Source organism: Leisingera sp. JC11, assembly GCF_040704725.1.
GTDB lineage: Bacteria > Pseudomonadota > Alphaproteobacteria > Rhodobacterales > Rhodobacteraceae > Leisingera.
In genome coordinates this window covers 1-22,585 of the sequence record NZ_JBFCVS010000033.1, presented here as the reverse complement: position 1 = coordinate 22,585, position 22,585 = coordinate 1, and the positions used below count along the sequence as shown (strand labels likewise).

Below are 22,585 nucleotides of genomic sequence, written 5' to 3'. Positions count from 1 at the left end.
GGTCAGCTTTCCAGTCCAAAGCGGATGCGGGCGCCGCGGGCACCGGCGTTGACCAGCCGGTCGGCGATGATGGCGATGAAGGCGATGGCAAGCCCGGCGACCAGGCCGCGGCCGGTGTCGGCCTTGGTCAGGGCGATATAGACTTCCTGGCCCAGGTCGCGGGTGCCGACCAGCGCGGTGATCACCAGCATCGACAGCGCCAGCATGATGGTCTGGTTGATGCCCAGCAGGATCTCCGGCAGCGCCATCGGCAAGCGCACCAGGCGCAGCAGCTGCCATTTGGTGCAGCCGGATACCAGGCCGGCCTCGATCAGCTCGCCGCTGACGCTGCGCACACCGTGGGCGGCATAGCGGACGGCCGGCGCCAGCGCGTAAAGGACGATGGCGATCATTGCGGTGAAATCGCCGACCCGGAACAGCATCACCACCGGGATCAGATAGACGAAGCTGGGCAGGGTCTGCAGGGTGTCGATCAGCAGGTTGATGGCAATGCCCGCGCGGCGGTTCAGCGCGGCCAGCACGCCCAGGGGAACCCCGATCAGGGTGGCAAGGATCACCGAGGCGCCGCAGAGGTAGACAGTGACCATCGCCTTGGCCCACAGGCCGCTGACAGCAATCAGGGCAGACATCGCGCCGCACAGGGCTGCCAGCTTCCAGCCGCCTGCGCGCCAGCCGAGCAGCGTCAGCATGGCGATTGCCCAGGGCCAGGGAATGCCCAGCAGGGTTTTCTTGATCGGCAGCAGGAACCACTGCAGGAAGAAGACTTTCACTGCCTCGAACGCATCGAAGTAGTTCACGTTCAGGTATTTGACGGTGTCATTCCAGAAGGCGCCGGTGGTGATGGTCTGGCTTTGCGGATAGTCCAGCAGCAGGGGCGAGAAGCGGCCCAGCACCCAGGTGACCGCCAGCAGGCAGAGCACCAGCACCGTGCGCTTGTTCCGGGCGGCCCAGGAACCGGGCGGGGTGTGACGGACCTGGCCCATGCGCTCTGCGAAGGCCTGGCTCAGCCGGTCCACCGCAATGGCCAGCACCACGATGGCGATGCCCGCCTCAAAGCCAGCGCCGATGTCGAGGCGGCGCAGCGCGGCCAGCACGTCGAAGCCAAGCCCGCCCGCGCCGATCATCGAGGCGATGATCACCATGTTGAGCGTCAGCATGATCACCTGGTTGACGCCGACCATCAGGCTCTGGCTGGCCGAGGGCACCAGCACCCGCCACATCAGCTGCCGCCGGGTGGTGCCGGCCATCCGGCCGAAGTCGAGGGTTTCCGGGTCCACCGCCTTGAGCGCCATGATAGTGATGCGGATCATCGGCGGGGTGGCATAGATGATGGTGGCGACCAGCGCTGATACCGGGCCGAAGCCGAACATGAACAGGATCGGCACCAGGTAGGCGAAGATCGGGATGGTCTGCATCAGGTCCAGAATGGGGGAGAGGATACGCTCGCCCAGCGGATGGCGGTAGGCCCAGATGCCGGCCAGCAGCCCGCCGCCCGCGCCGATCGGCACCGCGATGACCACCGAGGCCAGCGTGACCATGGCGCTGTCCCATTGCCCGAAAACCGCGAGATAGGCAAAGCAGGCGCCGACAAGCGCCGCCAGTCCCCAGCTGCGGCAGTAGTGCCCCAGGGCAATCACCGCAGCGGTGACGGCGATCCAGCTGGCGGCAGGGAGCAGAACCTGCGGCTCCGGGCCGGGATCGAACAGGAAGCCGCGGGCCAGCAGGTTCAACGCCAATTCATAGGGCTGCTCGATCAGCCAGGCGATGGCGCGGGTGGCATCGGTGAAGGAGACCGGGCCGACGGCTGCCTCCTCCATCAGCCAGGCCATGGCAGCGGAGATGTATGTGTTGAACGGGATATCCCAGGAGGACGGAACCTTGACCAGCCAGCGCGCATCCAGCGCCTTGGCCAGGTCGCGGCCGAACCAGCCCAGCAGGATCGTGGCCAGCACCAGCCCCCAGGCAACCGGGGCCTGCCTTGTCAGATGCGCTTTCATGCCGCCTCTCCCGCGCCGAACAGCACCCGGGCCACCGCCGTGCGGCCAATGCTGCCAACGATCCGGCCGTTCGCGTCGCACACCGGGCGCGGGGCATCCGCGGCGATGATCTGTTCCGCGACTTCCGACACCCGGGCGGCTGCCGGCACGGGCACGCCTTCGGCTTGCGTGCCAGGGGTCATGATGCCGCCCACCGTCAGCACCTTGGAGCGCGGGATGTGGCGGGTGAATTCGGCGACATAATCCGTGGCCGGGTTCAGAACCAGTTCCTCCGGAGTGGCGACCTGAATGATCTCGCCGTCCTTCATGATGGCAATGCGGTCGGCCAGGCGCACGGCTTCCTCGAAGTCATGGGTGATAAAGACGATGGTCTTGTGCAGGCGCGCCTGCAGGCGCATGAACTCGTCCTGCATCTCGCGGCGGATCAGCGGATCAAGCGCCGAGAAGGGCTCGTCCAGGAACCACAGGTCGGGTTCCGTCACCAGCGAGCGGGCGATGCCGACACGTTGCTGCTGGCCGCCGGACAACTCGCGCGGGTAATAGTCCTCGCGCCCCTTCAATCCGACAAGTTCCACAACCTCCCGGGCCTTTGCTTCGGCCTCGGCCCTGGGGGCAGCCTGAACGGTCAGAGGGAACATCACGTTCTGCAGAACGGTCAAATGCGGTAGCAGGGCAAAGTGCTGGAACACCATGCCCATCTTGTGGCGGCGGATCTCGATCAGCTCCTGCTCGCTGGCGGTCAACAGATCAACGCCATCAAACAGAACCTGGCCGCCGGTGGGTTCGATCAGCCGCGACAGGCAGCGCACCAGGGTGGATTTTCCGGAGCCGGACAGCCCCATGATGATGAAGATCTCGCCTTCTGCAATGTCGATGCGGGCGTCGCGCACCGCTCCGATGATGCCGGCCTGGCGGATGTCGTCTCCGCTGGGCGCCGGGTTGCTGTTGAGGAACTCTTGTGCATTGGCGCCATAGAGTTTCCAGACATTGCGGCAGGAGAGTTTGGTGTTGGGGATCATGAAATTGGGCTCCGGCGGCGGTCCGCACAGGGCGGCCGGGCAAAGTGGCAGGGTATAGGTGCAGCCAGGGCGGGGTGAGAGCGGGCGCCGCCCTGGCTGTTTTGGATCAGTTGCTGATCCAGCCGGACCAGCGGTCCTTGTTCGCGGCCATCCAGTCAGAGACGACGGTATCAACATCCACGCCTTCGAGGTCGGCCTTGCCGACCATGGCGCTCATTTCGTCGTTGCTGAGGCTGTAGTCCTGGATAATCTCATAGGCGCCCGGCCATTTGTCCGGCAGGCCGGCCCAGGCTGCCTTCCAGATCGGGCCGCGCGGCTTGCCGCAGTCATAGGCCATGTCCGGGTTCACGCCCGCCGAAGGATCGGAATAGCATTCCGGCGAATAGGCTGGAAACTCGACGAATTCGCCGTCGTATTTCGAGGGCGCCCAGTGGGGCGCATAGACCCACAGGACAATCGGGTCCTGGCGCTGATAGGCGGATTCAAGTTCGGCGAACAGCGCCGCATCGGTGCCGGCATGCACCACTTCGAATTCAAGCTCCAGCGCCTCGACACGCTCTTCGTCGAAACCGCCCCAGGTTACCGGACCGCCGACATAACGGCCGTAGGGCGAGGTTTCGGCGGTCGCAAATTCTTCGGAGCAATCCTTCAGGGCCTGCCAGTCGGGAAGGCCCGGGCAGCGGTCTTTCATATAGGCGGGGTACCACCATTCCTCGATCGCCATCAGGCCGGTTTCGCCTGCGTTGATCACCTTGCCGGTGGCGGTGGCTTCATCCAGCGCTTCCCGCCCGGTGGTTTCCCAGATCTCCATGGCCAGGTGCAGGTCCCCGGTCTTCAGCCCGGCAAATTGCGCGATATAATCCGCTTGGACGTATTCGACATTGTATCCTGCCTCCTGCAGGATGCTGCCCATGATCTTGGTGTTGATCAGCTGGCCGGACCAGTCGTGCAGTGTCAGTTTGATCGGATCGGCGGATTCTGCAGACCAGGCGGAAGATGCGGAAAGGGCGGCTGTCAGCGCCGCGGTTCCCAATATTCTGAGGTTCTGTCGCATGTGGATTTCCCTGTTGTGTGGTGTTGTGTGCGATTCTTGGCGTCGCGTAGGGTTATCGTGCAGTTGACTTGGCTTTTCGTCAATAAAAACCACAAAAAACAACGCATATTCGTCTAATACGTCAATTTATGCGCCGGAATGCGCCGCCTCATGTTGCATTCTGTGGCTTTTTTGAATACGGCTTTGATAACGCCAGGAACAACGCAACGCTTGTGAAATGAACCAGAAAACCACCAACCAGCGAGAAGAAGAGATACTGCGCGAGCTTCATCGCGCAGGAGGATCCTGCCGCGTGAGCGCGCTTGCGGAACAGCTGAACGTCTCCAACGAAACCATCAGGCGCAACGTCAAAACGCTTGAGGAGCGCAGAATAGTGCGCAAGGTGCATGGCGGTGTGCATCTGAATGAAGATGTCATCGAGCCGCCTTTTGAAAACCGCCTCAGCGCGCATGCCGATGTGAAAACCGTACTGGCCCAGGCGGTGGCGGAGACGATCAGCGACGGGGATTCAGTGTTTCTGGATATCGGTTCGACAACGGCCTATGTCGCGCTGGCGCTCAGAAATCACAGCAACCTGTTTGTGGTCACAAACTCGGTTTTTGTGGCTCAGACGCTGGCCATGCGTAACAACAACCGGGTTTTTCTGGCGGGTGGCGAACTGCGAGCGCATGACGGCGGCGCCTTCGGCGCAGAAGCACTGGACCTGGTACGGCGCCTCAATGTTCAACTGGCGGTGTTCTCGGTCGGCGCGGTGAACAGCGAACTGGGTTTCATGCTGCATGATCTTGAGGAAGCAAACATCGCACGCATCGCGGCTGAGAACGCGCAGGTCTGCATCGTCGTGGCTGACAGCGGAAAGTTCAACAAGCGTGCTCCGGTCTCGCTCGACAAGATGTCTGCGATCGACGTTTTCTTCACTGACAGCCCCCCGCCGGACGGCATCAGGGCCATGCTGGAGAAGCATGAGATCGAAACCGTCGTGGTCAAAGGCGAAGACCGCCTGGCTGGTCAGCCGAAACTGCCGGCAAGCAGCTAGGCTAGGAAACGCAATGAGATGCTGTAACGAGGCCTGTGTTGCACACTACCCGTTACCGCTTGCATGCTGACAGGTCAGCTGCCGACGCTCCCGTATTGGATCCATATGGAGGACTACGGGATGAGACTGTTTGTCGGACTGGACGTGTCATTGGCCAAGACTGCGAACTGCGTAATCAGCGAGCACGGCGGTAGGAGTTGCGGACGTTCAAACACGGTGCGGCGCGGCCTGTCGAAGTTGACGTTAACTGCGGCTACAAGATCAAAATGTCGGAAAGGGCAGGGATACGGGTCTAACCTCACCTTGGAGAGGGTCGGCAATAGTCGCAGAGCGCTATGCCACTTATTGATCAGGCAGGCATTCTCAAACGGGTGTAAACAACGAAATCGGTTCGGAAAAAACCTTCAAACTCTTTGACCCAACCGCAACGAATTTCAGGCCAGTGCTCGTGCAAGCTTGCTTGGCCTGAAGCGGCTCTTTGCCTGGATGTGTACCGAACTCGAGACTGGCTGTTGTACAGGCCCAAGTGAGCCGAGATATCGCACTCGGCGGACGGACGGTATTCGGTGATGTGCCGCGTATATGCTATCATCACAACCGATCACAGAATCCTGAGCCGGCCAGTGCTTCGCCTGCTACAGCCATTCCTTCTCGCCTGTGACGTTGCTGGCCGCCTCCAGAACCAACCTGCGAATCCGAGACGCGGGCCATTTAAGGAGGGAACCATGACTGCCAAGACACCAAGCGAACTCGGCGACCTGATCCGCGGACAGATAATCATTGAGAACGACGCTGACTATGAAGAGGCGCGCCAAGTACACAACGGCATGATTGACAAGCGGCCTGCCGTTATCGTCCGGGCGGCGAATGCTGGTGACGTCATGGCGACAGTCAATTATGCCCGCGACAACGGTTACGACCTATCGGTTCGCGGCGGCGGTCATAGCGGCCCCGGTTTTGGCACGAATGATGGCGGCGTGGTTCTGGACTTGTCGCGGATGCGCAGCGTCCGCGTCAACCCAAACGCCAAGACGGCCCGGGCCGAAGGTGGCACGACCTGGGGTGATTTCAATTCTGCCACACATGCTTTCGGCCTTGCTACTACTGGCGGCGTGGTTTCAACCACCGGGATCGCCGGGCTGACGCTTGGCGGTGGTATCGGCTATCTATCGCGCGGGCACGGCCTTTCGCTCGATAACCTGATTTCGGCGGATATCGTGACTGCAGACGGCAAAATGCTCATTGCGAATGAAAACGAAAATGCCGATATCTTCTGGGCGATCCGAGGCGGTGGCGGGAATTTCGGTGTTGTCACATCATTTGAATATAAGCTCCAGCCACTGGATACGGTTTACTGGGGGCCGATGTTCTATGAGATCGAAGAGACCGAAACGATCTTCAAATTCTACCGCGACTACATCAAGGATGCCCCGCGTGAGATGGGCGCTTTCCCAGCCTTCCAGATCGCGCCGCCCTTGCCCTTCATTCCCGAAGACCGGCACGGTGACATGTTCTGCGCAATCGTTGCATGTTGGTCTGGTGACCCAGCTCAGGGTGAGCAACGGTTCAAGGCTTTCCACGATGTCGCCGAGGTAAAGGCCGAAATGGTAGGACCGGTTCCATATCCCGCCATCAACGCGGCCTTCGACGGGCTGTTCCCAACGGGCATCCGGCAATATTGGAAGGGGAATTTCGTGAAGGAGCTGACCGACGACGCGATTGCCGCCCACGTTCAGCACGGCCCCTCTGCGCCGACAGTCAGCTCGACCATGCATCTCTATCCGATCAACGGGGCCTGCCAGGAGGTTGACGCAGGCGCGACGGCTTTCGGGCACCGGGATGCGAATTTCTCGATGGTAATTCTTGCAGCGTCGGAGGATCCGGCAAACGACGCCGCACATAAGAAGTGGGTGCGCGATTACTCCGGCGCGGTGGCGCCATACTCCGAACCGGGCGGGTACATCAACTTCATGGACGATGATGACAGCAGCCGTGTGCGGGAAAACTTCGGCGGCAATTACGACCGCTTGCTGGAGGTCAAGAGCCGCTACGACCCGGACAACCTGTTCAGGAACAATCAAAATATTGCGCCTCAGTAGTGCGGCTGCAGGAGCGGGCACGGCGCGGAAGCGCCGTGCCCGCCTATCAACTTATGGCGGATGACCGTCATCATACCAACGCAACTAAGTTCGTCCGCTCTGGTTTCGTTGTTAGGCGCTCGCCGTAGTCTTCTTGACGTACCGGGAACTGGATCGGCGCGTGAAGCGGCTCGCCAGCAATGATGACACCTGCTTGCGTTTCATGGCGATCCCTGGCGTGGGGCCGATCACGGTTCTGACCTCAAGGCGGCACTGCACGACCCCGGACGCTTCACCAGTTCAAGAGCCGTCGCTGCGCACTTCGGCCTGACACCGCGCCGCTACCAGTCCGGCGAGATGGACAGCCGATCACCGTCCAGCCGCTCAATGGCGACGGCAGGCATCCGATCATCTTGGGGAGCGGCGCTACTGCGCCGCGAAACCGGCAGGCTTGATCTCGATCCCGGCCATTGAACGGGAAATGACCGAGGAGCTGCGTATGGCGCAGCTCACCGAGAATGTGCAGCGCGATGGCCTCGCCACTTTTGAAATCGCCAGTGCCGTGTCAGCCATGCGCGAAGCGGGCAAGTCCCGGGGCGACATCGCCAGCGCGCTAGGGTGGGGAGAAAGCGAAGTTTCCCGGTTTGCAGCAGTCATTGGAATGCCTGAGCTGCTGCAGCAGCTGGCGGAAAAGGATGTCCCGGTCCGGGCCTTGACCGACCTATAAGCGCTTTGGAAGAAGAACCCCGCAGATGTGGAAGAATTCGTGCAGACTTCGGATGCCGCGGATGTTTCGCGGGTGACTGTCTCGAGATTGCGTACCAAAGTGGCCCAAGATCCCGCGGGCTTAGTCCAGGTTTCCCGTGCTGCGGAGGACGCAGCAGGCGGGTCCAGAGATCAAATGCACACCCCAGAAATGCAAGAAGGCGGCGACACGGCCACCGGGCAGGCTGCCTCCGTGGACCCAGGCAGAACCATAAAAGCGCCGGAGGTGCAAAGCGGGCCTGGCGCGCAGAAGGATCAGACGGGCAGGGGGGCTGCCATCATCTGCAAGCATGGCGGTGCTCTCGGGCGCCTCCTGACGGACCAGATAGCCTCCAGTCCAAAAGCCATTCTGGTGAGTTTTGAAAACGGGCGCCGGGTAGAGGAAGTTCCTTTGTTGGAGCTTGAACTGATTGAGGTGGTTGCGCTGTAGAAGCTCAGGCATGCCTTTCCAGGAAGCGGGCCGCCTGTACGTTTGCCAGGGCGGGTTCGCCCGAAGTGAATGCTGCTGACGATCTATGCATTGAACAACGCGCTGCCCGGAGGGTGGCGCGTTTTCGGTTTGGAAATGTGGTCCCGGACCACATTTCGCCCGGGAAAGCACCCGGCAAAGCCCCCCCGTCCGAAGCACCTCACCGCCCTCAAGGGTGGTGAAGCAAAGCCTGTCCTAAGTCAGAGGGTGCAGCGGATTTGTGGTCCGGGACCACAAGTCTGCTTTCCTGTAGAGCTAATGCAGGATAGGCGTGTCGCCAGCAAGTACATTACCATAGATTGAAATGCCGACACAAAAGAAAGCCGCGATGGCCTATTTGCCGCCAGACCGCCATGCCCAGCTTGCAGCCGTTGCAGAGGCCAACGAGCAAACAGTTTCGGCTTTTCTGGGTCAGCTGATCGATATTGTTCTGGGACAAGAGGAGAGTCCGGCGGAGCCTCAGCGGCCATCCTCGCGGTCCCGCCGCGAGGGCAAGGTCACAGTCCGCCTGGCCTCTGGGGCCCGTGACATACTGTCGGAGGAAGCCGCGCGTTCCGGGGTCACTCCCTCGACCTGGGCGGCCAATCTGCTGACGGCCCGGCTTCGCGCGGCCCCTCAGCCGCCGGCCCGCGATCGCCGCCGGTTCATGGCAGGGCTGCGGCAGATCCACGGTCTGGCCACGAACGTGAACCAGATCGCGTATGTGATGAACCGCGGGGTCTTCACCGGGGACAGCTACGCCCTGGCCCGGAATGAAGTGGCACAGCTGCGCGGTGAGGTGGCGGAGCTTCGGCAGCAGGTGCGTGACTTCGCCCGGGGGCAGCTGGCGTTTCAGCTCGGTCTTGAGGAAGAGGAGCTTGCGGATTGAGCGACTTCAAGGACACCTACGGGTTTTAGGACTGCAGGCCGCCCCGGAAGGGCCGCATAGTTCGGAATGCGGCTTCCGGATTTCCTGTTGCAGAGACTGAAAGGCGCAGCAGCCCTCAGTAGTCCAAGCCGGGCGTGCAAGCAGAGCGGGCGACGTTATCTGCAAGGGGCGGGCAGACGATTTCTGTGGCTGACAAGGCGCGCTTGGCGCGGGTGGTCAAAGGTGCGACGGAGGTCATGGTGAAGGTGACCAAGCCAGCTAAGACCGACAAGCACGGGAACCCGATCAAGGTCACACGGGGAACCGAGGCGAGGCGCGTTGCGGAGCACATCAACTACATCAGCCGGAACGGCAAGCTGGAGGTGGAAACGTCCGCTGGCGAGGTGCTGACGGGCAAGCAGGCCATTTCAGGGCTATACCGGGACTGGATCGAGAAGCATGACGATGCGCGGGCCGCAGGCATGGCGTCGGACCGTACAAGGATCACCACCAGCATTCTTTTTTCAATGCCGGGCAATACAAATGCCAGCGGTGTAAGGGATGCGGTGCGGGCTCTGGCGGAACAGGAATTCGGCGGCCGCCATGACTACGCCATGGCGCTCCACACGGACACCCCGCATCCGCATGTGCACCTGACGGCGCGCACGGTTGGGCATGACGGCGAGAAACTCAATTTGCGCAAAGCTGACCTCCAGCACTTGCACGATACCTTCGCAGAGAAACTGCGCCAGCGCGGCATCGAGGCGGAATCCACCCCGCGGCATGCCCGGGGCAAGACCCGTCGGGGCGAAAGCACACCGGTTTACAAGATCCGCCAGCGCGGCGGGAAACCCTATATCGATGAGAAAAAGCGCAATGAGGTGCGCCGGGATCTGGATCGCAACAACGGCGTGCTTCCAACCCATGCCTGGGACGCGGCAATTGCCGATCGCCGGAATAGGGTCATGCGGACCTATACGGGAGCCGCCCGGATACTGGCACAATCCGATGGTCCCGCGGACCGGGACCAGGCACAGGAGACCGGGCGATTTACCGCCCGGCTGACGGAGGTCGTCACTCAGCGGACGGAGATCGCCAAGTCACTCGAGGTGGCGCCGTCGCATGGCCGCACTAATGGTACAACCGGACCCCACAGGACGGGGCAATACCCGGAGCCAGCGCGTGGGAACGAAGACCGCTCACGGCCGGGCAGGGGCGTGAACGGTAAGGTAAAGCTATGCCGGAGCGAGGCTGGCAATGTACGCACGAGTGTGGTCGGACCAGCCAAATTAGTGAAAATGGCTTGCAGCTGCTGTGATGGCTGAGGACTGTTAGGCCCAACGATGGCAGCTGCCAGCTCTTTCCAAATCTAACGCTCAGCACTTTTTACACACCGGACCTTCAATGCCGGAAGTTTGATGGGCGAGATGCCGGACAAATCTGCCGTTAAAACGCAGCATAGCAAAGTCCGCTTTCGAACCTGGAGTTCGAATACGGGGATGTTGATTCAAGAAATTGGTTTAAACTGTCTTCCAATCCGAAATGAAGGTTTACAATTACATTCGCTGCCGTTTCGTGTCTTTAGCGACTTGAACCACTCAAGTAAGGGCGCAGGACACAACCACCTGCCTCACACACCTTGAGCTGGGACCAGTTGGAATTGTAGAACCTGTTCATTTCATCAGGTTCTACTTTCCATAAACTGGCTAACGGTTAGGCAAGCTCACGCGCAATGTGACGTGCCTGGGCCTGAGCTGAGGCGACCGAAGCTTTGTGACGCTCATCGGCGAATTCCTGATACTCGGCCGCAGCTTCGAACATGCGTTCTGCGCCCAGGTACTTGCGCAATGTGCTGATATGCGCAGAAAGGTGACCCGATTCATTGCGAATTCCACCCTCCTCAAAGCCGAATTCGCCAGCCGATGTCAGCAGCACCAGTGTTTTGCCGGACATGATCGGTTCCAGAGGGAAGTCGCCGCGCGCCAAATCAAACGTAAATGTCTTGTTGATCCGGATGATCTGATCAAACCAAGCCTTCAGGGCTGCGGGCATGCCGTAGTTGTACATGGGCGTCGAAATCAGAAGGATGTCGGAGCGGTCGAGCTCGTCAATCAGCGTATCAGACAAGCTGACCAAAGCGCTCTGTTCAGGAGTGCGCTCCTCTTCTGCTGTAAAGACGGACGCGATCCAATCGTTGGAAATGAAATCCGGCGGTGTCATTCCAACGTCACGCAGAATAATTTCGACGTCCGGATCAACCGTTTTCCATTCTTCCACGAAACTGTCCGCCAAAGCGCGGGAAATGGAGTTATAGGCCGCAACAGGGTTGTCGGTGCGGCGCACGCTGGCGTCAATTCTCAGGATTGTGGTCATCTTGTCACCTAGTCAGTTTGCAATGGACCATTCAAAGGTGAAGCCAGTGACCCGCAGGTACAAATGAAGAGAATTCTGAATAGAGTGAACTGACCTCACCCATCTCTAATCGCTGAAAAAATCTTCTCCAGATGAGACGCCGTCGCAAGTACATCCGCGTCCCTGTTTGCGCCGCCGCTCAAGGATAGGCTGCTCCCCGGTCTCCGTTCTCCAAATGGAATGGAAATTGTTGGGGCATTGAGGAAAGCGGCTTTCATCGATACCGACAGGATAAGGGCGTTTTCCCGTGCAAAGACCCCTTTATCGCGGGTCACGGCCTGAACAGACGGCGGGTACGACGGCAATGTCGGGTAAAGCAGCATCTTCCCTGCCAGTTCCCTGCCAAATTCCGGGATGAGGGCCCGCCGGATTTCCAGCAATGCCTGCAGATCTGTGCCAAGGATTGAAGCCGCTTGAACAAGGCGATCCTGCACATTTGGGTCCAGTCTGGCCTGCTGGTCTCCGACCAGGTTTGGCAGAAGACGAAAGGCTTCGGCACTCACCAGCGTTCCATAGGTTTGGAAGATCTCCGTGACACGAGTGAAACTTTGGATATCAACCCTTTCCAATTCGATGCCATGCTCGGACAAATGCTGCAGGGCCTGTTCGTACATAGCCTTGATTTTCGGGGCAAATCCCGCCAACGCATCCTTCCTCAGGCACAGAATTTGACGACAGGCGTGCCCGGTTTCTTTGCAATCCGACAAAACGCGATCCACAGCGCAAATCTGACTGACGTTTAAAGCGAGTGAGCCTGGCGTATCCAGAGAAGGCGCCAGAGGTAAAATCCCGGCGCTTTCATAGCGGTCCATAGTTGGGCGAAACCCCACCAGGCCCTGACAGGCGGCCGGAATGCGCACGGAGCCGGAGGTATCTGTGCCCAAGGCGATGTCGGCCAAGCCCAAGGCAACGGCTGACGCCGATCCGCTCGAGGACCCTCCAGGCACCATTGTGCTATCCAACGCATTCAGAGGGGTGCCGAAATGCGGATTGACTCCGAGCCCGGAGAAGGCGAATTCCGACATGTTCACATGGCCTAGAATGATCGCGCCCGCGGAACGGAGCCTCGCCACGATCGGGGCGTCATTGTCTGCTGGCTGAGGATCGATGGCCAAAGACCCCGCATGGCTTCGGAGCGCTTGCACGTCGATATTGGCCTTCACCGCAAGAAACTGGCCGTCCAACGGGCCAAGCAGCTTCCCTGCGGCCTGCCGCGCGGCGGCGGATCGGGCATCCTGCAACAGTCTATCTGGCGCAACGCCAAGGAATACCTCGCGCTGCGCGTCGAGCGAAGCCAGGAAGTCGCGCGCCCGTTGAAGGATATTCATGTCGTCAGGACCGGAGCCTGATAATAGGGCAGCTCTTCTACTCGTACGCTTTGCCAGTCTGCCTCATATTGCGTGCGCACGTGCTGCGCGATCTCTCCGAGAGTGGCGAACCAGACGTCACCCCTGTTCAAGATAGTTTCCAACCAGTCTTCCACCTGCCGCCACCGCGCCAAACGCCCGGTCAGGAAGGGATGCCAGATGCCAATCCAGAAGCCACCTTCTTCGTATTGGGCTTCGAATTCCTCCCAAAATGGGGTCAGCCCGGCGCGTGGCCCGGCGACGGGCATCATGTAGCCAATCTCCTCAAAATGGGCGAATTGCGGCCAGTCGTCGGTCCCCCAATGCGATGGAAGTTCGACCAACGTCCGCCCGCCGGATCGCATGAGATATGGCACATCATCCGCCATCAGCGAACTGTCATAGTCGAATTCATGCTTGTTCAGCAAGTCGATGACGGCTTGCGTCACATTGTAAACCGGCGCGCGATAGCCTTTTGGCACATTGCCCAGAACCCGCTTATGCGACTCCAGCGCGCGTTCAAACCAATAGGCTTGTTCAGACGCGCTATGGTTTGTTGGATCTTCGTGCAAATAGCCATGATGGCCGATTTCATGACCATCTTTCAGGATGGCTTGCATAGCATCTGGATATTGCTCCACGACCCATCCGGGGGCGAAGAAGGACTGTTTCAGCCCGAGACGTTTGTAGGTTTCCAGAATCCGAGGGATGGCAACCGTCGGCCCGTAGCGCCCCATGGAGATCGGATAGAGGCGATCATGCCCGTCGACCGGCTTTGCGATATGGATCAGGCTGTCCGCATCGATATCAAAGGTGATCGCACAGGCGCATCGCGCGCCGTTCGGCCAGATAATTTTCTTCTGCATGGTCTTGCTCCTCTGTCACTATTGCGGGGCGTTTTTCGTCAGCCAATCGTCATACCAGCGCTGCAATGCGGATTTGACGGCGGCATATTCATTGGTGCTCAGCCTTTGATCCGCGGCGCGCTGCATGCCGTCGGTGATGTTTTGAAGAATTTTCTTTTCGTCGCACTTTTTAGCTTCGCCGTGCGAAACGGCCAGTTGTCCGCCGGTGAAGACGCTCTGGATATCCGTGGATTTTGCCGAGCTGACCAACAGCTCAACCGGATCAATGCCGGGGTCCAACCAGGGCCCTTCAAGACGGTCCAGGCGCAGGATCACAAAGTCGGCGCGTTTGCCGGCGGACAGGCTTCCGATGCTGTGATCCATACCCATCAAACGCGCGCCACCCATAGTGGCCATGTCGAAAACATCCTTCGCGGTCAGGCTAGGGTTCACCCGATCACTTGACCAATAAAGGCTTTGCGCCAAACGCATTTCGGCGAACATATCGTCATCACCTGCCAGGCTGGTCCCATCCATCCCCAGAGCGAGGTTAATTCCCATCCGCTTCATCAATGGCGCAGGTGCAATGCCGGACCGCAGCCGCAAATTGGAGCTGGGATTGCACACGATATGCGCGCGCGCCTCGGCCACTCGCGCCAGATCTTTTTCGTCCGCCCAGACCATATGCGCCAAGGATAAGCCGTCAGAGAGCAGGCCAGCTTTGCCCAATTCTGCGATGGCACCCTGAAAACTCCGGGCCGTAGCCGACAGGTGTTGCAGTCGAGACTCCTCGGCATGGGTGTGAATGCGCTGGCCGCTTTCGCGAACCTCCCTGGCGATGTCGCGCAGGGTCTCTTGGCCCGTCCAATGCGGTGCCGTGGGGCCAAACCACACATCAGCGCATTCAGAAGCCCTGTATTCGCCATGCATCCGGGACAGAAACCGCACAAAGCATTCCGGATCAATACGTGTGCGCGCAACGTGCTGGCGCTGCAGTTTGCATCGCAGAACCTCGGGCAAGGTGGTCAGAAACGACTGGCTTTGCCCGTATGGATGCACAAGCTGGTTGTGCCATCTCTCGCCCGGCGCGATGGCACAGGACAGGCCAAGCCCATTATATACGGCGATTTTGTCCCTTATCTTCGCTTCGGCAATGGCCGCTGTCTGACTTGCGGTGCAGGCATCCACAACAGCCGTTACCCCATTCTTCAGCAAGCGCATTGCCGCGTATTCGGTGGCAAGGCGCGGCGCAACGTCAGCTGCGCCAGCGGAGGCGAAAATCCAAGGCTCTAACAGGTCATCCCGTATCCCTTGGTTGATCAGGTTCACCCCATAGCAATGGTGATGCGCATTCACAAACCCGGGCAGGATCGCAGTGTTTGTGTCCGAATGCACCCTTGCGCTGGGATAACGTGACTTTAATTCGGCCAGAGGTGCCAAGCCAGCTATTCTGCCGTCTAGAACATAAAGCGCGTAGTCGTTGTGACTGTGAAAGGCATCTTCGATGATCCAGCGGGCGGAAAATATGTCGCCGCCATCAGCCGTCATGAACAACAAATTCCAGCGCGCTCGGCTTGCCTTCGTCCCCGTTGACAGGAGTGATATCCTGCGGGCAGGCCGACATCACGGCGTAGACTGGCATCTCAGCTTTGAAGGTCATGCTGTCCCCCGGCTTTGATACTGGCGCAGCCCAGGCAAGGCTGCCATCAGGGTGAACTGGGACGTTCATCCACAGATTGAAGGGCGCTGGCACATGCGGTGCTTTTTTCCCGATAGCAAGCAAGGCCTGCCTCAAGTTGTCGGCGCAATTGTCGTGGTAATCAGTGACGCCCAATTGCTTGTACCGGTTGCCGTCGCAAGCGGCGATCGTTGTGTCATGAACACCCGGCGATGTGTCTTGGGTCAGCGTCAAAAGAGGATTGCGCAGATTGCTGACCAACCTGTCGCCGACCTTTGGGAAAACAGACAGAAGATCCGTGTGCACATGCGGCATTGACATATATTCATGCAGCTCTGCCGCATTGAACGCCCAGAAATCGCAGACTTGCCAGCCGGTCGGATTGGTGATGGTCAAAGTCTGCCCGGCTGTCAAACGCACCGCGACACCGCAACGTGCTGGCACTGTATACCGTTCTGCAATGACCGGGACGCCGTCGGCAGAGACCGTGCTGTCCAGTGTTTGATTGAAACCATCGGGTTGGGAAGGGTCAAAACTTTGCATGCGCAAGAACTCCTGATTAGGGGTTCAGAAACGCATGCTTCTCGGCAATTTAGAAATGACAAAAATTCAAGCGACGGATTAGATCGTTGCGGACGCGCTAATCTTCAAAAAACCTTTGACCTACGGCGCTGTCGCGAAACTCATCTGCTTGGTCCAATAGCCATTCCCGGAACACACGAACGCGTGCACGATTGGCGTAAGTTTCCGGGCAGACGAGAAAATAGCTCTTGTTCTTCAATGCCGTGTCAAAGGGAGCGACCAGCATATTGCGTTCCAGAAAACGCGCGGCGGCCAAAAGGCTGACCAGGGCCACACCATGACCATCGCTTGCCGTCAGCAAGCAGATGTGTTCCTCGGAATAGGTGACATAGGGCTCGACATCACCAGTCTGCAAGCCAGCCGCGTCCATCCAGCGCTCCCAACTCGGATCCGCATCGGAAAACCCGCTCCATTGGTATTCGATGAGACGAGACTTCAGAAGATCTTCGGGGGAACTCAGTGACTTCGCCTTTTCCACGCTGCAGACAGGGGCCACCCAGTCATTCAAAACCCAAGCCACATTGCTGTCAGGATAATCGCCAAAGCCATACCGAATGGCAACATCCACATCGCTGGATTTGAAATCCACCAGCTGGTCGCTTGACAGAACCCTTACCGAAATCTCTGGGTATTTCTCGTAAAAGCCTCGCAGCCGCGGGCTAAGCCAATTGGCGGCAAAAGACCCGGTTGTTGAGATTGTCAATGTGCCCGCAAGGTCGTCTTCCTCCAGCGCGAGAGAGGCGGCTTCGATGTTCTTGAAGGCCTCAATGATGTGGGGCGCGTAATTGGCTCCATCCTCCGTCAGTTTCAAGGCGCGGGTCAGCCGGTGGAACAGGGGCACCCCAAGTTGATCCTCCAGCGATTTGATCTGATGGGAAATGGCAGTCGGAGTAACGCATAATTCATCGGCGGCATCCTTGAAACTCAGATGCCGGCAGGCCGCTTCGAAGGCCTGAATGCTTTTCAATGACGGAATCTTCGCCATGACGCGCGGCCTTGCTCTCCTGATGCGATGCTATTTCGTCGCTCTACTCTAACCCGATTGCCAGTTCACATGTGGGCGAAATTCTCAGCTGTGAGGTGAAAACATCTAATTTGAGAAGATAGGGCATTCTCTCTTGAATTTGCGTGAAAGTTGGGAGGTTGTCTTGGATCCATTTTTGAAAGTCACCGGCATCGGCAAGTCGTTTGGCGCCGTTCGTGCATTGCACAACGTCAATCTGCTGGCCTCGAAGGGCGAGTGCATTGCGATTTTGGGCGAGAACGGGGCGGGGAAAACCACGTTCGCAAGCGTTCTGATCGGTCTGTATCAGCCCGATAACGGCGAAATCAAACTGGGCGGAACACCTGTTTCGGTAACCAGCCCAGCAAGAGCTATTGAGCATGGGATCGGCATGATCCACCAGCATTTCAGCCTAGTCGGCGCGATGACCGCCGAAGAGAACATTCTGATCGGCTTGCCCAGCACAAAGAGGAGTGCCGAAGCGCGGGCGCGCATTCGGCAGCTTTGCAGCGACTTTGACTTTAACGTCGATTTCGACATCCGCGTCACGGAAATGCCTGTGGGCATGAAACAAAGGGTGGAAATCCTTAAGGCGCTGTTTCGCGATGTATCGATCCTGATCCTGGATGAACCCACCAGCGTTCTTGCCCCGACCGAAGTCGCGCCGTTTCTCAAAGGGGTGCGCAAGCTGGTCGCCAACGGCTGCCTTGTCTTTTTCATCAGCCACAAGCTCGATGAAATTCGCGAAATTGCCGATCGCGTCATGATAATGCGCCATGGGCGTGTCGAGGGAGTTCTTCCGGTTGCGACCACGCCCATGGCCCATATGTCAGCGCTTATGATGGGAGAAAAGCCGACCGGCGAAACGGTCGAGACGCCCAAGGCCAAAAAGGCGCGCAACGACACCAGCCCAGCACCGGACGCTCTGGTTGTCTCTGATGTCTGCCTGACCGATCCAGGCGGCGCGGAAATCCTGCAAGATGTGACCCTCTCCGTGAAGGCTGGCGAAATCCTTGGAATCGCCGGGATCGACGGCAATGGCCAGACGGAGTTGAGCGAGGTGATCACCGGCCTCAAAAGGCAAACCAGCGGCGCCATCCACCTTAATGGCACGGAGATATCAAGCGCCTCCATCGCTTCGCGCATTGCAGATGGCATAGGCTTCGTGCCCGAGGACCGCCATGCCGAGGGCTTGGTCCTGTCGCTCAGTGTCGAAGAAAATATGGCCTTTCGATCCATTGGTGAAGACAGGTTCATGTCTGGCGGTCTGATTTCCCGGCGCGCGATGCACGAGATCGCAAGCGACGTGGTCGCGGCCTTTGACATTAGGCCCCCTGACCCGAAATTGAACGCCTCGGCTTTATCCGGTGGCAATCAACAAAAAATCGTTCTGGCCCGTGAAGTGGCCCGGGCGCGCAATCTCTTGGTCGTCGTACAGCCGACTAAAGGGCTTGATGTCGGCGCAACGGAATTTGTTCAGAACCAGATCCGTGCCGTCGCCCAAAGCGGCGTGGGGGTTCTCTATATCTCCACTGAACTTGAACATGTGCTCGACATCTCTGACCGCGTTGCCGTGATGGCCTTTGGCCGGATCACGGGTGTTGTCGATCCAGAAAACACAACTCTTCAAGACATCGGGCTCTTGATGACCGCAGCACCGGAGGAGGAATAATGAACAGATTCACCATGCAACGCCGGATTGCGATTGCTTTGCTTTTAGCGCTGAGCGTTGGCGGCGTTCTGATCCTGCTGGACGGGCACAACCCGTTTGAGGCCTATAAGGTTCTGTTTCTGGAATCTTTCCTGAATTACTGGGGTTTCTCCAATACTTTGGTCAAAGCCTCGCCGATACTTCTGGCCGGGCTGGCCGTGATCATTCCGATGCGCGCCGGTGTGTTCAACATCGGTGGCGAGGGGCAGATCTATATTGGCGGGTTGTTCGGCGCCGTCTTCGCTTTGGCGATCCCCGATCTGCCCGGTCTATTGGGCGTGCCGCTTATATTTATCGCCGCCGCCGGCGGCGGGGCGTTCTGGGCGGCAATTCCTGCGTATCTCAAAGTCTATCGGGGCACGAATGAGGTCATTGTCACGCTGCTGATGAACTTCATTGCGATCCACATCGTCAGCTACGCCGTGGCCGGGCCGCTATTGGCCGAAGGCGCGCCATATCCTTATTCCGAGGAAGTCTCAGAAGCCTATCGCCTGCCTATTCTGATGCCGCGATCTGATACCCATGTGGGCTTTGTATTCGGGCTGGCCATGGCGGTCATCTTGTATTTCTGGCTGCGCTTCACGCCATCGGGTTTCCAGCTGGACCTTGTGGGGCGCAATGCGCGCGCTGCGGCCTATGCCGGTGTGGACCAGAAAAAGACCGTCATCCGCGCCATGTTGATTGGCGGCGGCCTTGCAGGCATGGCCGGCGCAATCGAGGTGATCGGGTTGAAGTACCGCTTGTTCCACCTGTTTAGCGATGGCTACGGCTATGACGGAATTGTCGTCGCCTTCCTTGCGGCTCTTAACCCAATTGTCGCGCCTTTGACCGCGCTGTTCCTTGCCGGGCTCTCTGCCGGCGCGGGAACGATGCAACGTGCCGTCGGGGTCGACAGTTCCGTCATCGAAGTGGTCGAGGGGCTCGTCGTGGTTCTTGTCGCCGCCGCCCTCGTGACACCGCGAACCAGGTCAAAATCCATTCTGAAACCCCTGGCAAAAAACCTGCGGTTGCGCCGCCAAACACAACGCCAAAAGAAAGAGGCATAGGCTATGATTGATCTTGTTTTGCTGGGCGACGTCCTTGCCGGAACCGCCCGATTGGGTACGCCAATTGCTTTTGCTGCCCTTGGCGGGGTGATTGCGGAACGTGGCGGGCTGTACAACATCGGCCTCGAAGGTCAGATCCTAGCCGGAGCGCTTGGCGCTGCTGCTGGTTCTTTCGCAACGGGCTCCGCCGTGATCGGGCTCGGATGCGGGATCATTTGCGGCCTGATCTCTGGCCTGCTGCTTGGGTATATGTCGATCCGGCTGCGCATCAACCAGCTGGTTGGCGGTATCGCGCTCAACCTGCTGCTGGCCGGTCTCACAGCTTTTCTGTCCCGTCAGATATTCGGGGCTCAGGCCGGAGGGGCGCGGGTAAACGGGTTCTCGCAGATCGATATTCCCTTCTTGTCAGATCTTCCCGTCGTTGGCCCGTCCCTGTTTTCCCAGGATCCGCTGTTCTACCTATTGATCGGATTGGCAATAGCAGCCTGGTTCTGGCTGATGAAATCCCACAAGGGTCTGGACCTGCGCGCCGTTGGCGAAAACCCGAAGGCTGCGGACTTGGCCGGGGTTCCTGTCTTTCGCATGCAATATCTCGCAATTGCAGTCAGCGGAGCCCTCGCGGCGCTGGCCGGGGTGCATCTGGTCTTGTCGCAAGTCTATGTGTTTGCGGAGGGCATGAGCGCGGGCAAAGGCTTCATTGCGCTTGCGGCAATCATCTTGGGACGTTGGTCGCCCATTGGCGCGATCTGCGCGGCGCTTTTCTTCGGCTTCTGTGATGCGGTGCAGTTCAAACTGCAATTCACCTCGCCAGAGATTCCCTATCAGCTCTTCCTGATCTTGCCTTACCTCGCATCGCTCATCGCACTCGTGGTCCTTGGCGCCAAGGCCAGCGCACCTGCAAGCGTCGGACTGCCCTACGACCGGGAGCATCGATAAATCTCAGCCGTGACGTGAGAAACCATCGTTTTTCACGTCACGATCCTCCCGTCACCCTGACAACACATATCCAATAAGGGAGAACAGCAATGCAATTGAAATCCAAACTATTGGCGGGGCTTGCGGCACTGATGTTGGCAGGGCCTGCGGCCGCTGACGGGATCGAACGCGCCGCGATCGTTATGCCCGGATCGATTTCTGACAATGGCTGGAACCAAGCCGGATTCGAAGGTCTCACCAAGGCAGGTGAAGCGCTCGGCTTTGAAGCCGCCTTTTCCGAAAGCGTGCATCAGCCGGAACAAATCGAAGTTCTGAGCGACTACGCACGCCGGGGATATGACCTTGTGATCGGTCACGGTGGAGAATTCCAAGACGCAGTGGAACGTGTCGCAGCCCGCTTCCCGGAAACCATGTTCATGGTGAACAACGGACTGGGCACCAAAGACAACATTGCCAACGCGGATTTCTATTTCAGCCAAATCGCTTATCTGATGGGCTACGTTGCAGGCTCCATGTCAGACACAGGCACCATCGGCATCATCGCGGCGCAGCAGTTCAAGTTCACGAACGACACGGTTGCTGGCTATGAAGCGGGCGCCAAAGCGGCCAACCCTGACGTCAGAGTTCTGGTTACCTGGACCGGCGACTGGGATGACATCGCCAAGGGCAAAGAAGCTGCCTTGAACCAAATTTCCCAAGGCGCCGATGTCGTCTGGCCGACAATGGACAGTGCGACGCTGGGCTCCATGCAGGCCGTTCAGGAAAAAGGCGTCTATGGCATCGGCATTTATCGTGATGCGATCAACGAATGGCCGGAAATCCTGCAGTCCGCTATTCTGGATGTCCGGGGCAACATGCGGTCCTACCTGGAACTGGCAGCTGCTGGAAAACTGGAAGGTGCACTCTACCGGGCGGATATGGGCAATGAACTGGCCATGCGGATCGGGTCGTTCCACCCAGATATCCCGGTGGACGTTGTGGATGAAGTCAACAAACTGATCGACGCCATGAAGTCCGGCACTTGGGTTGTAAATCCACAATAATGCATCCCTAATAATCGCTCCTCCTTTTACTCTCGCCCCCAAGTCTGGGGGCTTTTTTTATAGCTAGAGAAGTCAATGATTGAAGCCTTTCGCTTGTACCGCGTGGGACTGTGTTACCCCCGATTTCGCCGGAGTCACTAGGCTTTCTATTGCTGGTTTTCAGTTGGACAATACCCTCCAATGAATAAATCCAGGACTGCCTAAGATCCAACCATGCAAACGCTCAATGAACACCATCCTTGCAAAATCTGTGACCAGACATCCATGCACATTGCAGCATCGGTCAAACTGGGCTCGAAGGATGAGTTCGCCGCGTCACGAGCGAACGGCTGGTCCAAGATGATCCGCCCTTGGCTGCGCCGAACATGAACCGACGCGGCGCGGACCTTGCCGCTGTTGCCCTTCTGGGATTTTGCTAGCGCAGCATTTCTTCGCTGGTGCGGCACACTCATTGCTGCGTTGCAGCCGATGTCGCCAGGGCGGCCATTGAAAGCCAATCTGAAGGGCGAAATTCAAACCATCCTTTCGCCGCAACCGGATGCGATCATCGAGGAGCTAGATGGAGCTGCCATTTGCTCTTGCAGCCATTGCTGTCAACGCCGTTTGAACTTTCCCCAAAAGTGCCGAAGTAAAATTCCCCACTTGCTTGGTCCCGGTGATCAGCCGGCGTCAGTGATCAGCGGCTCCATTCCTTGTCTTTGGCGGCCGTCCACGGCGC

The 22,585-nt window shown here is 58.8% G+C and carries 20 protein-coding genes and 1 pseudogene; 12 read left to right on the top strand and 9 right to left on the bottom strand.

From position 1 onward, the window contains the following. Positions 1-2: 2 nt before the first annotated feature. From AB1A62_RS20965 to AB1A62_RS20955, 3 genes are all read right to left on the bottom strand, one after another. Complete coding sequence (locus tag AB1A62_RS20965) at positions 3-1,997, bottom strand: ABC transporter permease subunit (RefSeq protein ID WP_366663408.1); 1,995 nt, start codon at positions 1,995-1,997, stop codon at positions 3-5. Next, positions 1,994-3,016 (bottom strand): betaine/proline/choline family ABC transporter ATP-binding protein, encoded by a 1,023-nt coding sequence (locus tag AB1A62_RS20960; RefSeq protein ID WP_366663407.1) that lies wholly within the window; start codon positions 3,014-3,016, stop codon positions 1,994-1,996. Before AB1A62_RS20960 ends, AB1A62_RS20965 begins: the two co-directional genes overlap by 4 nt. 106 nt (positions 3,017-3,122) lie before the next feature. Further along, complete coding sequence (locus AB1A62_RS20955; RefSeq protein WP_366663406.1) at positions 3,123-4,070, bottom strand: ABC transporter substrate-binding protein; 948 nt, start codon at positions 4,068-4,070, stop codon at positions 3,123-3,125. A 217-nt stretch (positions 4,071-4,287) separates the two neighbouring features. Between AB1A62_RS20955 and AB1A62_RS20950 the strand changes: the two genes are divergently transcribed. The 7 genes and pseudogenes from AB1A62_RS20950 to AB1A62_RS20920 all read left to right on the top strand — a co-directional run bounded on the left by AB1A62_RS20950 (position 4,288) and on the right by AB1A62_RS20920 (position 10,590). Then, positions 4,288-5,106 carry a DeoR/GlpR family DNA-binding transcription regulator gene (locus AB1A62_RS20950; RefSeq protein WP_366663405.1) on the top strand — a complete coding sequence of 273 codons (819 nt, stop codon included), beginning with the start codon at positions 4,288-4,290 and terminating at the stop codon, positions 5,104-5,106. Between the two features lie 725 nt (positions 5,107-5,831). After that, positions 5,832-7,205: an FAD-binding oxidoreductase gene (locus tag AB1A62_RS20945; RefSeq protein ID WP_366663404.1), complete on the top strand. Its 1,374-nt coding sequence runs from the start codon at positions 5,832-5,834 to the stop codon at positions 7,203-7,205. A gap of 190 nt (positions 7,206-7,395) precedes the next feature. Next, positions 7,396-7,547: pseudogene (locus AB1A62_RS20940) on the top strand (transposase); the annotation flags it as partial. A gap of 118 nt (positions 7,548-7,665) precedes the next feature. Continuing rightward, positions 7,666-7,911 (top strand): hypothetical protein, encoded by a 246-nt coding sequence (locus AB1A62_RS20935; RefSeq protein WP_366663403.1) that lies wholly within the window; start codon positions 7,666-7,668, stop codon positions 7,909-7,911. A 27-nt stretch (positions 7,912-7,938) separates the two neighbouring features. Next, entirely contained in the window at positions 7,939-8,379 is a 441-nt protein-coding gene (locus AB1A62_RS20930; RefSeq protein WP_366663402.1) for a hypothetical protein, read from the top strand. A gap of 343 nt (positions 8,380-8,722) precedes the next feature. Then, positions 8,723-9,286 carry a hypothetical protein gene (locus tag AB1A62_RS20925; RefSeq protein WP_366663401.1) on the top strand — a complete coding sequence of 188 codons (564 nt, stop codon included), beginning with the start codon at positions 8,723-8,725 and terminating at the stop codon, positions 9,284-9,286. A 236-nt stretch (positions 9,287-9,522) separates the two neighbouring features. Further along, complete coding sequence (locus AB1A62_RS20920; RefSeq protein ID WP_366663400.1) at positions 9,523-10,590, top strand: relaxase/mobilization nuclease domain-containing protein; 1,068 nt, start codon at positions 9,523-9,525, stop codon at positions 10,588-10,590. A gap of 388 nt (positions 10,591-10,978) precedes the next feature. Here AB1A62_RS20920 and AB1A62_RS20915 read toward each other — a convergent pair whose 3' ends face one another. From AB1A62_RS20915 to gcvA, 6 genes are all read right to left on the bottom strand, one after another. Then, positions 10,979-11,638, bottom strand: a complete 660-nt coding sequence (locus AB1A62_RS20915; protein WP_366663399.1) for an NAD(P)H-dependent oxidoreductase — start codon at positions 11,636-11,638, stop codon at positions 10,979-10,981. 95 nt (positions 11,639-11,733) lie between these two features. Next, complete coding sequence (locus tag AB1A62_RS20910; protein ID WP_366663398.1) at positions 11,734-13,005, bottom strand: amidase family protein; 1,272 nt, start codon at positions 13,003-13,005, stop codon at positions 11,734-11,736. Further along, positions 13,002-13,889: a polysaccharide deacetylase gene (locus tag AB1A62_RS20905; RefSeq protein WP_366663397.1), complete on the bottom strand. Its 888-nt coding sequence runs from the start codon at positions 13,887-13,889 to the stop codon at positions 13,002-13,004. The genes AB1A62_RS20910 and AB1A62_RS20905 overlap by 4 nt, the downstream gene beginning before the upstream one ends. An 18-nt stretch (positions 13,890-13,907) precedes the next feature. After that, positions 13,908-15,416, bottom strand: coding sequence for an amidohydrolase family protein (locus tag AB1A62_RS20900; protein WP_366663396.1), 1,509 nt, complete (start codon positions 15,414-15,416; stop codon positions 13,908-13,910). Further along, positions 15,406-16,089 (bottom strand): urea carboxylase-associated family protein, encoded by a 684-nt coding sequence (locus AB1A62_RS20895; protein WP_366663395.1) that lies wholly within the window; start codon positions 16,087-16,089, stop codon positions 15,406-15,408. Before AB1A62_RS20895 ends, AB1A62_RS20900 begins: the two co-directional genes overlap by 11 nt. Positions 16,090-16,186: 97 nt before the next feature. After that, positions 16,187-17,113 (bottom strand): transcriptional regulator GcvA, encoded by a 927-nt coding sequence (gene gcvA, locus AB1A62_RS20890; protein WP_366663394.1) that lies wholly within the window; start codon positions 17,111-17,113, stop codon positions 16,187-16,189. A 163-nt stretch (positions 17,114-17,276) separates the two neighbouring features. Here gcvA and AB1A62_RS20885 point away from each other — a divergent pair, with 163 nt between their 5' ends. From AB1A62_RS20885 to AB1A62_RS20865, 5 genes are all read left to right on the top strand, one after another. Beyond that, a complete protein-coding gene (locus AB1A62_RS20885) occupies positions 17,277-18,803 on the top strand; it encodes an ABC transporter ATP-binding protein (RefSeq protein WP_366663393.1) in 1,527 nt (508 codons plus the stop codon). After that, complete coding sequence (locus AB1A62_RS20880; protein ID WP_366663392.1) at positions 18,803-19,888, top strand: ABC transporter permease; 1,086 nt, start codon at positions 18,803-18,805, stop codon at positions 19,886-19,888. Before AB1A62_RS20885 ends, AB1A62_RS20880 begins: the two co-directional genes overlap by 1 nt. A 3-nt stretch (positions 19,889-19,891) precedes the next feature. Then, complete coding sequence (locus AB1A62_RS20875; RefSeq protein WP_366663391.1) at positions 19,892-20,824, top strand: ABC transporter permease; 933 nt, start codon at positions 19,892-19,894, stop codon at positions 20,822-20,824. Between the two features lie 89 nt (positions 20,825-20,913). Next, positions 20,914-21,867, top strand: a complete 954-nt coding sequence (locus AB1A62_RS20870) for a BMP family protein (RefSeq protein WP_366663390.1) — start codon at positions 20,914-20,916, stop codon at positions 21,865-21,867. Positions 21,868-22,353: 486 nt separating this feature from the next. Then, the coding region (locus AB1A62_RS20865) for a hypothetical protein (RefSeq protein WP_366663389.1) at positions 22,354-22,585 on the top strand (232 nt) is incomplete at its 3' end.

What these genes read in the sequence shown, in the direction of transcription:
- AB1A62_RS20905 (WP_366663397.1), bottom strand. Translation starts at nt 13,889, where the DNA reads ATGCAGAAGAAAATTATCTGGCCGAACGGCGCGCGATGCGCCTGTGCG.
- AB1A62_RS20960 (WP_366663407.1), bottom strand. Translation starts at nt 3,016, where the DNA reads ATGATCCCCAACACCAAACTCTCCTGCCGCAATGTCTGGAAACTCTAT.
- AB1A62_RS20895 (WP_366663395.1), bottom strand. Translation starts at nt 16,089, where the DNA reads ATGCAAAGTTTTGACCCTTCCCAACCCGATGGTTTCAATCAAACACTG.
- AB1A62_RS20910 (WP_366663398.1), bottom strand. Translation starts at nt 13,005, where the DNA reads ATGAATATCCTTCAACGGGCGCGCGACTTCCTGGCTTCGCTCGACGCG.
- AB1A62_RS20935 (WP_366663403.1), top strand. Translation starts at nt 7,666, where the DNA reads ATGACCGAGGAGCTGCGTATGGCGCAGCTCACCGAGAATGTGCAGCGC.
- AB1A62_RS20880 (WP_366663392.1), top strand. Translation starts at nt 18,803, where the DNA reads ATGAACAGATTCACCATGCAACGCCGGATTGCGATTGCTTTGCTTTTA.
- gcvA (WP_366663394.1), bottom strand. Translation starts at nt 17,113, where the DNA reads ATGGCGAAGATTCCGTCATTGAAAAGCATTCAGGCCTTCGAAGCGGCC.
- AB1A62_RS20950 (WP_366663405.1), top strand. Translation starts at nt 4,288, where the DNA reads ATGAACCAGAAAACCACCAACCAGCGAGAAGAAGAGATACTGCGCGAG.
- AB1A62_RS20965 (WP_366663408.1), bottom strand. Translation starts at nt 1,997, where the DNA reads ATGAAAGCGCATCTGACAAGGCAGGCCCCGGTTGCCTGGGGGCTGGTG.
- AB1A62_RS20875 (WP_366663391.1), top strand. Translation starts at nt 19,892, where the DNA reads ATGATTGATCTTGTTTTGCTGGGCGACGTCCTTGCCGGAACCGCCCGA.
- AB1A62_RS20920 (WP_366663400.1), top strand. Translation starts at nt 9,523, where the DNA reads ATGGTGAAGGTGACCAAGCCAGCTAAGACCGACAAGCACGGGAACCCG.
- AB1A62_RS20870 (WP_366663390.1), top strand. Translation starts at nt 20,914, where the DNA reads ATGCAATTGAAATCCAAACTATTGGCGGGGCTTGCGGCACTGATGTTG.
- AB1A62_RS20955 (WP_366663406.1), bottom strand. Translation starts at nt 4,070, where the DNA reads ATGCGACAGAACCTCAGAATATTGGGAACCGCGGCGCTGACAGCCGCC.
- AB1A62_RS20900 (WP_366663396.1), bottom strand. Translation starts at nt 15,416, where the DNA reads ATGACGGCTGATGGCGGCGACATATTTTCCGCCCGCTGGATCATCGAA.
- AB1A62_RS20925 (WP_366663401.1), top strand. Translation starts at nt 8,723, where the DNA reads ATGCCGACACAAAAGAAAGCCGCGATGGCCTATTTGCCGCCAGACCGC.
- AB1A62_RS20945 (WP_366663404.1), top strand. Translation starts at nt 5,832, where the DNA reads ATGACTGCCAAGACACCAAGCGAACTCGGCGACCTGATCCGCGGACAG.
- AB1A62_RS20915 (WP_366663399.1), bottom strand. Translation starts at nt 11,638, where the DNA reads ATGACCACAATCCTGAGAATTGACGCCAGCGTGCGCCGCACCGACAAC.